The organism is Mesorhizobium sp. M4B.F.Ca.ET.214.01.1.1, from assembly GCF_004791545.1.
Lineage (GTDB): Bacteria > Pseudomonadota > Alphaproteobacteria > Rhizobiales > Rhizobiaceae > Mesorhizobium > Mesorhizobium abyssinicae.
Window position 1 is genome coordinate 69,954 of sequence record NZ_SRUX01000015.1, and the last position, 11,808, is coordinate 81,761.

An 11,808-nucleotide genomic window follows, 5' to 3' on the forward strand; every position below is an offset into this window, starting at 1 on the left:
TTCGAGCGCGTTGCTGCAGCATGAGCGGGCCATAGACCGCACCATCGAGGCCATCGACACGGTCGTCGGCGAACTGCACAACGTCGTGGCCCATGCGGGCACGAAGGATCGGGCCCCAGCCCAGCCCGGCAGCCAGACGGTCGAGACCGCCCGCCCAAGAGCCGTGCCGACAAGGGAACAGGCGACGGCCCCCGCCCCCGCCTCCCAGGTCAGGCCAGCGGCACCGGTATCCGCGCCTTCCGTCGTGCCTGTTCTGGCGGCGGGCGGCGGCCAGCCCGGGCAAGCGGGAATGGCGCCCCCGGCCTTGAGCCCGCAGGCTACTGCACCGAAGACTCCGGTGGCTGACCCCGTCAAATCCGTCCTGTCCATGCAGGAGAAGCGGCCTGAGCCAAGGCCAAATCCAGTTCAGCAGCCGGCAACCCGCTCAGACGGGTTGCCGCCAACCGCGCCGGCCGCAAAGGCGGCGCCGGCGGCCGACAGGTCGAACCCCGCACCCTCCGCTCAACCGGCCAGACCGGTTGAGGAGCGGCATTCGAGCCGGAACGCCGCTGCCGGCGCTCCAGCCGTTGCTTCCGCGCCGGCCCGCGCTCCCGAGCCGACACCGGCGGCGCAAAGACCCGGATCCGCACAGCCGGTGCAGGAGCCGAGGCCGGCATCGACGAGCGAGAGTAACGGCGCAACGGCCGCACCAGCGGCGGCAAGGCCGGAGCCCCCGCCCCAGCGTGGACCCGAGCCCAAGGCCGCGTCGCCGATCGAGAAGCAAGGCGCCACAGTGCCGCCGGCGGCTGCAAGGCCGCAACCCGCGCCGCAAGGCACGGCCGCCCCCCACGCCAAAGCGGTGCCGGAAACGCCCGAAAAACCATCGAAATCCGAAATGAAGGATGTGCCCAAGTCGCCAGGCATGATCACCATAGATGGCGACACTGGTCCGATCGTGGCAAGGGAGCGCACCTCCGATGGCGGCGATCCCCCGCGCGGCGACGACAATGGCCGGCGGGGCGGCGGTGGCGGCGGCAGCGGCGCCTTCCACAAACGCCTCGGACCGGTTGATTTCGGCGCCTCCCTCAAGGCCGGTTTGAGTGCGGTCAGGAAAAACCTGGCGATCGTGATGATGTTCACCGTTGCCTGCAACATGCTGGTCCTGGCGATCCCGATCTACCTGTTCCAGATTTCGGATCGCGTCCTGACCAGCCGCTCGGCCGACACGCTGGTCATGCTGACGGTGGTGATTGTCGGTGCCGTCGTGCTGCAGGCGATGTTCGACGCGCTTCGCCGCTTCATCCTGATGCGCACGGCGGTCGAGGTCGCGGCCCAACTGGGCGCGCCGATCCTCAGCGCCGCGGCCAGGGCCTCCCTCAACAGCAACGGCAAGGAATATCAGGTCCTGGGCGACCTGCAGCAGCTGAGAACCTTCCTGACATCCGGCACCCTGCTGTCGTTCCTCGATGCGCCCATGGCTCCCTTCATGATGCTGGCGGTGTTCCTGATCCATCCGCATCAGGGGTTCATCGTCGCGGCCTCGGCACTGATGCTGCTCATGATCACGATGCTCAACCAGCGCGCGACGGCCGCCGCTTTCGGCGAAGCCAACGCGCATCAGAGCAAGGCCAACATCCATCTCGATTCCATGTCGCGCAACTCTCAGATCATCAATGCGACGGCGATGATTCCGGAGGCAGTGAAGATCTGGGGCAAGGACACGGCCAACTCCCTTCGCGCCCAGGTGATCGCGCAGGACCGCAACATCGTCTTTGCCTCGCTGTCGAAGGCGGTGCGCCTCCTGACCCAGGTGACGATGCTCGGCTGGGGCGCTCATCTGTCGATCGAGGGCCATCTCACCGGCGGCATGGTCATCGCCGCCTCGATCATCGCCGGTCGTGCCCTGGGCCCGATCGAAGGCGCCATCGAGGGCTGGAACCAGGTCGTGCATGCGCGCGCCGCCTACGGCCGGATCGCATCGCTCCTGCAGTCGTCGCCGCTCAATTTCGAACGGCTGAACCTGCCACGTCCCGAAGGCCGTCTCGACGTCGAACGCCTTCTCTTCGTGCCGCAGGGAACCAAGCGGGTGGTACTGAACGGCATTTCCTTCGCGCTGTCGCCGGGCGACTCGCTTGCGATCATCGGAAATTCGGGCGCCGGCAAAACGACCCTGGGCAAGATGCTTGTCGGCTCCATCCTGCCGACATCGGGCAACGTCCGGCTGGACCTCATGGATCTGCGCAACTGGGATCCGCGCCAGTTCGGCGAGAACATCGGCTATCTGCCGCAGGATGTTCAGCTGTTTCCCGCTTCGATCAAGGCCAACATCGCCCGCATGCGCGACGACGCAACGGACGCCGAGATCTATCAGGCCGCCGCGCTTGCCGACGTCCATGAGATGATCTCCACCTTGCCGCACGGCTACGAGACCTTCGTCGCCGCCGACGGCGCGCCGCTTTCCGGCGGCCAGAAGCAGCGCGTCGCCCTTGCCAGAGCCTTCTTCGGCAATCCCCGCCTGGTCGTGCTCGACGAGCCGAACTCGAACCTGGACTCGGCGGGTGACGCGGCGCTGGAACGAGCTCTCCAGCACGCCAAGGAGCACAAGATCACGGTTATCACCATCACCCAGCGGCCATCCCTGCTGAAGAGCGTCGACAAGATACTCCTGCTCGTCAACGGCACCGTCGCCCTGTTCGGCATGCGCCAGGATGTCCTGCAGGCATTGGCGTCGCGCGGGCTCAGCATCGAAGGCGGGGCGTTTGGCCAGATCCAGTAGGCGGGCAATCATATGACGACCGACATCGCGAAAGTTCACGACATAGAATGGTACTCCGAGGTGCCGCGCTCGATCTGGAAGCAGACGGCGGTCGGCTTGCTGCTGATCACCGTGGCCTTCGGCGGCTTCGGCACCTGGGCGTCCACGGCGCCGCTGGCGTCCGCCATCATCGCCCAGGGCAGTTTCGTCGCCACCGGGCAAAACAAGATCGTCCAGCATCTCGAGGGCGGCATCATCAAGGAAATCCTGGTCAGCGAGGGCGACCATGTCAGCCTCGACCAGCCGCTGATCAAGCTTGATGAAACCGCCGCCCAGACCAACGAGCGGCAATTGTTCCTGCGCAAGGCCCGGCTCGAGGCAATCTCGGCGCGGTTGAACGCCGAGGTGCAGGGCAGCCCCAGCATCCAGTTCCCGGCGATCGTCCTCGACAACCGCTACGACCCGGAAATCACGCCGATCATGGAGAGCCAGCAACTCAACTTCGAGGCTGCGGAACGCAAGCGCGACAGCGAGATAGCGCTGTTCGACCAGAACAAGAAGGCGATGGAATTCCGCAACGAAGGCATCGACGAGCAGATCTCGTCGGTCCGGCGGCAATTGCAATTCCTCAAGGAGGAATACCTCGGCAAGCAAAAGCTACTCGACCAGGGCCTGATCCGCGGAACCGAGGTCAAGGCGATCCAGCGGGCGATGGCCGATGCCGACGGACAGATCGGCAAGATGGTGGCGGAAGTCTCCGAGAACCGCGAACAGATCGTCAGGTTCGAGCAGCAGATAACCCAGACGAAGGATGCCTATCGCCAGGCCGCGCTTCAGGAGTTGCAGAGCCTGGAGGCCGAACTGGACGCGGTGCGCGAGCAGTCGCGGGAGGCCGAGAATGTGCTTCGCCGCGTCACCATCAATGCCCCCGTGCCCGGCACGATCATTCGCATGTACTACCATACCGCCGGCGGTGTCATTGAGAGCGGCAAGGCCATCCTCGAGATCCTCCCCTCCGATGTGCCCCTGGTCATCGAGGCGCAGGTGCCGCGCACCGACATCGACAACGTCAAGGTCGGGCAGAAGGCTTCGATACGGCTGATCGCGCTCAACCGGCGCACCACGCCTGTCCTGGAGGGTGAGGTCTACTATGTCTCGGCCGACGCATTGCCGGAGATGAGCGGCCCCACGCCCAAGGAAGTCTATCTGGCGCGCGTGCGCTTGCCGGCAAGCGAACTGGCGAGGGTGCACGGCTTTCAGCCGACGCCCGGAATGCCGGCCGAGATCCTCGTGCAAACCCAGTCGAGGACGTTCTTCAGCTATCTGACGAAGCCGATCGCCGACAGCATGGCGAGAGCCTTCATGGAACAGTGAGCAACAAGGAAAGAGGAATTATTCGGGGGCACCATGCAGATCGATGTCATTACGACAAGGGAGGCCTTGAACGGGCTCAAGCAGAACTGGGACGACCTTTACGAAAAGGATCCCGAAGCCCAGTTCTTCCTCTCCTGTACATTCCTGTCTTCCTATGTCCGCCGCTATGAGGGCGGCTGGTCGGTGCTGGCGGCCCGGCCGGGACCAGGGACTCCGTATGTCGCGCTGCTGCCTTTGCGGCTACGCACCAGGCTGAACAAGAAGACCGGCTTCTGCCACAACGAAATCAATATGGCCGGCAACTACGCGGCCGACTATGCCGGCATCGTTTGCGCGCCGGGCTTTGCCGAACGCGCCATCCCGGCGCTTGCCGGCCATCTGCTGAAGATGAACTGGGCCAAGCTGCATCTCGAGAATCTGCGCATGTCCGACAAGAGGCGGCGCCTGCTGCTCGACAATCTCGTCGACAAGCGGCTCACCGCCCAAAGGATGCAGCGCGTCAACAAGACCGACAATGTCGACAATTGCATCTGCCCGGCCGTTGCCCTGCCGGGAAATTGGGACAGCTATCTCGAGCAGAACACGAGTTCGAACACCAGACAGAAGATCAGACGCTTCCTGCGCAAGCTGGACAGTTCCGACGAGTTTCGCATCACCCACGCCGACGCCTCGACGATCGACCGCGACATCGGCATCATCCTCGAAATGTGGCGCATCAAATGGGCGCCGCGCAAAGGCAACCTGATCCCGGGCCTGATGCGGTCCAATCGGATATTGTTCAAGGACGCCTTCGAGAGCGGCACGCTTTTCCTGCCGATCCTGTGGCAGGCAGACAAGCCGCTCGGCGGCCTGGCGTTCCTGGTCGATCCGGTCAAAAAGGCGATGCTCTTCCATCTCGCCGGGCGCGACGAGACCGCCAACGACATTCCGTCGGGGCTTGTGCTGCATGGCTATTGCATTCGCCGTGCTATCGAACAGGGCTTCCGCAGTTACGACTTCCTGCGCGGCAACGAGGCCTACAAATACTCCTACGGCGTCGAGGAAACCGCCATCCATTGTGTCCTGGTCAAGACCAGGACCGGTCGCAATCTCGGTGACCGGCTTGACCCGAGATCCGTCGGCAGCGTGCTCGAGCAGGCGACCAAGTTCCATGAGGCGGGCAATCTGACCAATGCCGAGAACGGCTATCGCCAGATTCTCGAGGTCAATCCCCGCCATTCCCGCACCCTGTACGGTTTGGGACAATTGCTGGCGGCCAAGGGCGACCACTGGTCGGCTGCCGATACCTTCGCCACGCTGGTCGAGATCGCCCCTCAGTCGCTCAAGGCGTGGTCGAGGCTCGCCATCGAGTACCAGGCGCTAAGTCGCCACGCGGAGGCCGCGGACGCCTTCCGCAAGGTGCTGGAGCTCAATCCGGACCTTCCCGGGGCGCAATACGGCCTCGGCCGCAGCCTGGCGCAATTGCGGCAGATGGACGAGGCCGCGAAGGTCCTGAGCGCGGTGCAGGACAAGGCCGACAAACCCGTCGACCCCGTGCTGCGCGCCAAGGCTCGTGTGCAGTTGCAGAAGCTGAAGGAGGAAGCAAACCCCTGCTACATCAGGCTCGAGCCAAGCAATGCCAGGTCGCCAATCCTTGAGCAGGCGGGCGCTTAGGGCAATTCCAGGAAATGTGTAACGCTTTTCCGTCCCGAGCTTCGCCCTGACGTTGGGCTCTACTGCTTCACGGAAGTCGAGGTGCCCCAGGTGTCGGACAGCACATAGCCTTGGGGGTATGGATCCGTCGGATCGAGATAATAGACATGCTCGCCGGTGATCCAGGCCCGGCCGGTGATCTCCGGAACGATCGCCTTGCGACCGCCGATTTCCGTCAGCTCCACGATCCTGCCGGTGAAGCGGGAGCCGATGATCGATTCATGGATCAGCACCTCGCCTACCTGCATCAGGCCCCTCGCTTGCAGGACCGCCATGCGGGCCGACGTGCCCGTCCCTGTTGGGCTGCGGTCGGAGCGTCCCGGCGAGACGATGCAGGTGTTGCGGGTGACGTTGCCCGGACCCTGGAACGGCATGGCGAACTGCACGATCGAGACACCGCGTACATGTTCGAACTCCGGATGCACGACATCGAGCTGCTCGCGCGCGGCGTGCCTGATCTTCTCGCCGGCCACCGCCAGTTCGCGGGCCTCGTCGGGAGCGACCGAGAAGCCGAGCGCCATGGCATCGACGATGGCGTAGAACATGCCGCCATAGGCGATGTCGACGGTGAGCGTGCCGAGCCCCTCGACCTCGATGCTGGCATCGAGACGTTCGGCGAAGGCGGGCGCGTTGCGCAAGGTGATCGAGACGCATTTGCCGTCGCGGCATTCGGCGCGCACTTCGATGACGCCACCCGGCATGTCGAGCTTGAAGCGCGTCTCAGGCTCCTGCATCGGCACCATGCCGGTCTCGAGCAGCACCGTGGCGACGCAGATCGTGTTGGAGCCAGACATCGGCGGGTATTCCGTCGGCTCCATGATGATGGCGCCGGCGGCGCAATCATCGCGCGTCGATGGAACCAGGAGGTTGACGTGGCGCGCGACGCTGCCGCGCGGCTCGCAGATCAGCATCCGGCGGATGTGGTCGTGATCGCGTTCCATCGTGACCATCTTTTCCATCATCGTGCGGCCCGCCGGCGGCAGCACGCCGCCGACGATGACGTCGCCGACTTCACCTTCGGCATGGCAGCCGACGACACGAATGCTTGTTTTGGTGCGCATTGTTTCTCCCTGGCCTCCGCCACTATTTGCTTGGCAAGCAGTGCCGCTCCGGGACAAACTGGTCAATCTGCCAGCCAGCCTCAAGGAGAATCCCAATGGGCGCCAATATCTTTTCCGGCTGCATGCCGGCCTTGATGACACCCTGCACGGAGGACCGCCAGCCCGACTTCGAGGCGCTGGTGCGCAAGGGGCGGGACTTGATCGCGGCCGGAATGTCTGCCGTGGTCTATTGCGGCTCGATGGGCGATTGGCCGCTCCTGACCGACGAGCAGCGCATGGAAGGCGTCGAGCGCCTGGTGAAGGCCGGCGTGCCGGTGATCGTTGGAACCGGCGCGGTCAACACCGCCAAGGCCGTGGCCCACGCCGCCCACGCCCAGAAGGTCGGAGCGAGGGGCTTGATGGTGATCCCGCGCGTCTTGTCGCGCGGACCGTCGGTGACGGCGCAGCGCCACCACTTCAAGGCGATCCTCGCCGGGGCGCCGGATCTGCCCGCGGTCATCTACAACAGCCCCTATTACGGCTTTGCCACGCGCGCCGACCTGTTCTTCGCGCTGCGCGCCGAGCATCCGAACCTTGTCGGCTTCAAGGAGTTCGGCGGCCCGCAGGATCTGCGCTATGCGGCCGAAAACATCACCAGCCGCGACGATGAGGTTGCGCTGATGATCGGCGTCGACACCGCCGTCTTCCACGGCTTCGTCAATTGCGGCGCGTCCGGCGCCATCACCGGCATCGGCAATGTCTTGCCGAAGGAGGTTCTGCATCTCGTCGGACTGAGCCAGGCGGCCGCCAAGGGTGACGTCGAGGCCCGCCAGCGCGCGCAGGAGCTCGAAGCCGCGCTCGCCGTTCTCTCCTCCTTCGACGAGGGTCCGGACCTGGTGCTTTATTTCAAGCACATGATGGTGCTGAAAGGGGATCCCGAGTACCGGCTGCACTTCAACGAGACGGATGCCCTGACCGACAGCCAGCGCGGCTATGTCGAAGCGCAGCTCAAGCTGTTCGACAGCTGGTATGCCCAGTGGTCGAGGCAGCCCGGCGTGATCGCGAGATATGCGGCCTGAGACCGGTCGAGATCATCTCCGCGCCATAAGCCGAAGGCAGGGGGCCTTTCATCTATGCTGGCGGCGGCGCGGTGTCCGCGGCTCGAATTGCCATTACCAATTCGAGCCGCAATCATGGCGAGCAGTGGCCGATCGTCAGGAAGCAATCGTTTTCCTGCGCGGCCAGGCTAGTAGACCTTGAATGCACCCGCACCCGCTCGTGCATCCACATCGGTGATCAGCATGTGTCCCGGCGATACCGTGATCGAGATCGCCAATTCGGCACGAGCAAGAGCATCCTGGGCGGTCAGGCTGCTGCCCCAAAATACAGGGACCTCCCCGTCCATGATCTCGACCGCATCGCCCCAGTCGGGAGCCATCAAGTCCTCTATCCCAATGATGGCGGGCTCTCCGACATGGATGGGAGAGCCATGGGCGTGCGGAAAACGTGCGGTAAGGGCGCGAACCTTGTCGACGTCGCACTGTCTTATCGGCCGCATGGAGACGACCATCTCGCCACCAAACGGTCCGACGCCGCGGGTCTCGATCCTGGTTCGGAATTTGGGCAAGGCGTTGCCGTAGCCGATGCTGCGGAGCTTGATGCCCTTGGCGACAAGGGCGGCTTCGACCGTCAGCGAACTGCCCAGCGCGAACACGGCGAAGTCTTCGCGCCACAGGTCGATGATGTCCGTGGTCTGATGGATCACTTCCCCGAAGCAATAGATGTTGTACTGGGGCGCGTCGGTGCGGATGTCGATATCACCCAGGGTCGGGAGCAATGGGCTGCCGACACGGCTGACGCCCACCAATGGACAGGGTTTTGGGTTGCGGACGCAGAACTGGTGGAAATCGCCGGCAAAGCTGCGAGGCACGATCACGACATTGGCCTGGAGCTTGCCGCGCGCAAGCCCGCCCGTGTGCCCTTCATAGGCACCCATCCTGACCAATCTGCGGAGCCCGTCCGCATCGACCAGTCGCAAATTGTCATAGAACAATGAAGTGGTCAGGCGAGCCATGGCTTCCGAAGTGAGATGCACGTTTCAGAGACACGTCGAGAGCGCGTAAGATCATCGGCGGGTTGGCCGCTTGTCAAATTGTCAGAATCTTTCCCCAACGATAAATTGTATTTATTGGTCGGCCAATGGTGACCGCTATTATCATTAGCGTTTGCGAATAAATCTTTTCGTTCACCGGCAGCCGCGGCAGCCGATCGCCTCTATCTGCCGGCCAGCTTCGTGCAGAAAGGCAAGGTCCCGGTTCATGTAGAACAGCAGGAAAGCCGCATAGAGGACAAAGACGAGGCTGAAGACCAGCGTCTTGACGACCAGCGAAAGCGCAAAGACGTTCAGGTGCGGCGAGGCGCGCGCCAGGAAGGCAAGCACGATGTCGGACAAGAGCATGCAGATGATGAGCGGGAAGACGAGTGTCAGCGCCATCATCAGGATGCGGTTCAGCAAACCGAGGAAGATGACGGCGGCATCCTTGCTGAACACGGGCATGAGCTGGTCGATCGGCCAAAGGCCATAACTGTCATAGAGGCTGGTCAGGGAAAGTTCGAAGCCGCCGGCGGCCAGATAGACCGTGACCATGATGACCGCGAGCAAGGTGCCGGTGGCACTCGTCTCGTGGGTCATCATCGGGTCGATCAGCGTTCCCATCGTCGAGCCGCGCTGCAGGTCGAGGATGTCGCCGGCAGCCTCCGCCGCCCAGAACGGTATGCCCATCGCCAGCCCGAGCGTTACCCCGACCACGACCTCCTTGAGCATGTAGAGCACAATCATCGTCGTCGTGATGTCGGTGCTCGTCAGCTTGTTCACGATCATCGGAAAGACCGGAACCGCCAGCGCCAGAGCCACGCCGTTGCGCAGCAGCCCGGATAGCGGCACCCGCGAAAAGAGCGGCATCAAGAGCATGAAACCGGTCATGCGCGCCAGCGCGAAAGCGCCGGCCAGCAGATAGAACTGAAGCTCCTTTATCGACGCGAAGAGTGGTTCGACCGGCATCCGCCTGCCTCAACGCGTGACGACGGGGAACTCGTCCAGCGCCGTCGAGGCCTGCTCCGCGATCTGCTGTCCAAGCAGCGGGCCGACGACGATGATGACCAAAAGGATCACGACGAGCTTGATCGTCTGCGGCAAGGACTGGTCCTGGATCTGCGTCAGCGCCTGGGCAAGTCCGACAAGGATGCCGACCGCCAGCGCCGCGATGATCGCCGGGCTGGACGCGAACAGCACCGTCCAAAGCGCGCCTTGGACCTTCGCCAGGATGAAGTCATTGCTCATGCAAAACCCCCGGCGGCGTCAGCCATAGCTCAGGATGAGGCCATGCATCAGCCGCGACCAGCCATCGATGGCGACGAAAAGGAACAGTTTCAGCGGTATCGAAATGAGGACCGGCGAGACCATGATCATGCCGAGCGTCATCAGGACGTTGGCGACGACGATGTCGATGATGAGGAAAGGGAGATAAAGCAGGAAGCCGATCTCGAAGGCACGGGTCAGCTCGGAGGCGACAAAGGCGGGAACAAGGATCGAGAGATCGTCGTCCTTCAGGTTCTGGCGCGCCTCTTCCGGCCACAGCCGGCTCGTTCCGTCGAGGAAGAACTTCCGCTCCTGCGGCTGGGTGAATTTCATCAGGTGTCGTTGCAACGGTTCCCTGACCAATTGTGCCGCCCTGGCCAGGTCATCCGTCGTCTGGAACTGGACCTGCCCCTCCTGAAGCCGCCCCGACATCTCGCTCAGCAACGGCGTCGTGACGTATACGGTGAGCACCAGCGCTATGCCGTAGAGCACCAGATTGGGCGGCATCTGCTGGACGCCGAGCGCATTGCGGATGAGAAACAGCACGACCGAGATTTTCAGGAAGCCCGTCATCGTGACGACCGCCAGCGGCAGCAAGCCGACGAAGCCGACGGCGATCAGAATGCCGAGCAGGTTGGGCGAATTCTCAAGCATTGTCGAACATGCGCACGATCCGCACGCCCAGGCTTTCGCCGATCCGCACGATCTCGCCACGACCGACACGCTTGCCGTTGGCGATGATGTCGACACTCGCCTCCGTGACATCGGCGAGCGCAACGACAGAACCGGGCGCAAGCTGCCTTATCTCGCCGACCGGCATGGCCGTGCGGCCGATCTCGAAGGCAAGCGCGACCGGCAGCTCATCCAAGGTCGACTCTTCCAAGGTCCGGCCGGCTGGCGGCGGCGTGTTCTCGTTCATGGTCCACTCCCAATTCGATCCGGCGATTGCGGTCGGCGCGGCAAGCAATTGCGGCCCATCGGCAGTCAAGGCCACCGGCGCATAGAGGCGCTCGGCAATCACCAGCGCCGCCATGCGTTCCTCCTCTGCATCCCTGAAAAGCACTACATCGTCAGGCTGCAGGCTCCGCAACTCGCCAAGGGTGATCGCAAGCGGGCCACGCCGAAGGTGGACCGGCAGCGGAAATCCGGCCGGGATCGGCGGCCTCGCCTTACCGAGCTCGTCGAGAAGGCGGCCGATCCGCGCCGCCAGGCCGGCGTCGTCAGCATGCAAGACGCAGTCGATCGCTTCATCCTTGCCGGTCAGGACAAGGGCGAATGAGGTTTCGCCCGAAACGGCATCTCCCGGTGCGATCGAGGTGATCGCGATCCTCTCGCCCAGCCTGCCCTCGATCCAAGCGAGATCGTCCTCGAACGTGGCCTCCAGCAGCAGCGCGGCGTGAGCAGGCGCCAATCGTCGCACGTCGAGGAGTTCGTCCGCCCTGGCCAAGCCCCGTTCGACAACAGAAAGCGGCAGGCGCAAGTTGACGACCGCGTCCCCGACGGTGAGCGCAATGGTACAAAGCCGCTCGTTGGCAAGATTCGGCGCCGGCCAGACCGTCGCGATCGCCATGGCCTTCCCCGCAATCGTGATCTCCGCGGGAGCGCGGCGG

Annotated in this window: 9 protein-coding genes and 1 pseudogene; 4 read left to right on the top strand and 6 right to left on the bottom strand. The window is 63.8% G+C overall.

The features are described from left to right. The first annotated feature begins 367 nt into the window (after positions 1–367). From EN857_RS26055 to EN857_RS26065, 3 genes are read left to right on the top strand one after another with little or no spacing between them, the layout of a single operon-like run. Positions 368–2,755: a type I secretion system permease/ATPase gene (locus EN857_RS26055; protein ID WP_245511347.1), complete on the top strand. Its 2,388-nt coding sequence runs from the start codon at positions 368–370 to the stop codon at positions 2,753–2,755. A gap of 12 nt (positions 2,756–2,767) precedes the next feature. Further along, positions 2,768–4,108 (top strand): HlyD family type I secretion periplasmic adaptor subunit, encoded by a 1,341-nt coding sequence (locus EN857_RS26060; RefSeq protein WP_127393888.1) that lies wholly within the window; start codon positions 2,768–2,770, stop codon positions 4,106–4,108. A gap of 33 nt (positions 4,109–4,141) precedes the next feature. Further along, on the top strand, positions 4,142–5,761 hold the full coding sequence (locus EN857_RS26065) for a GNAT family N-acetyltransferase (RefSeq protein ID WP_128346389.1): 1,620 nt from the start codon (positions 4,142–4,144) through the stop codon (positions 5,759–5,761). Positions 5,762–5,820: 59 nt separating this feature from the next. On the opposite strand, the gene EN857_RS26070 is transcribed toward EN857_RS26065, so the two are convergent. Further along, on the bottom strand, positions 5,821–6,861 hold the full coding sequence (locus tag EN857_RS26070; RefSeq protein ID WP_127392983.1) for a proline racemase family protein: 1,041 nt from the start codon (positions 6,859–6,861) through the stop codon (positions 5,821–5,823). A gap of 95 nt (positions 6,862–6,956) precedes the next feature. Between EN857_RS26070 and EN857_RS26075 the strand changes: the two genes are divergently transcribed. Next, a complete protein-coding gene (locus tag EN857_RS26075) occupies positions 6,957–7,919 on the top strand; it encodes a dihydrodipicolinate synthase family protein (protein WP_127392984.1) in 963 nt (320 codons plus the stop codon). Positions 7,920–8,086: 167 nt separating this feature from the next. On the opposite strand, the gene EN857_RS26080 is transcribed toward EN857_RS26075, so the two are convergent. The 5 genes and pseudogenes from EN857_RS26080 to sctQ form a co-directional block, all read right to left on the bottom strand. Continuing rightward, positions 8,087–8,914 carry a DUF1445 domain-containing protein gene (locus EN857_RS26080; protein WP_135859329.1) on the bottom strand — a complete coding sequence of 276 codons (828 nt, stop codon included), beginning with the start codon at positions 8,912–8,914 and terminating at the stop codon, positions 8,087–8,089. Positions 8,915–9,085: 171 nt separating this feature from the next. Further along, on the bottom strand, positions 9,086–9,901 hold the full coding sequence (sctT, locus tag EN857_RS26085; RefSeq protein ID WP_127392986.1) for a type III secretion system export apparatus subunit SctT: 816 nt from the start codon (positions 9,899–9,901) through the stop codon (positions 9,086–9,088). A gap of 9 nt (positions 9,902–9,910) precedes the next feature. Then, entirely contained in the window at positions 9,911–10,180 is a 270-nt protein-coding gene (locus EN857_RS26090; RefSeq protein WP_127285468.1) for a flagellar biosynthetic protein FliQ, read from the bottom strand. Between the two features lie 21 nt (positions 10,181–10,201). Continuing rightward, a pseudogene (sctR, locus tag EN857_RS26095) lies at positions 10,202–10,852 on the bottom strand (type III secretion system export apparatus subunit SctR); the annotation flags it as partial. Beyond that, a complete protein-coding gene (gene sctQ / locus EN857_RS26100; protein ID WP_189379639.1) occupies positions 10,845–11,768 on the bottom strand; it encodes a type III secretion system cytoplasmic ring protein SctQ in 924 nt (307 codons plus the stop codon). The pseudogene sctR and the gene sctQ, both read right to left, overlap by 8 nt. Positions 11,769–11,808 lie beyond the last annotated feature (40 nt).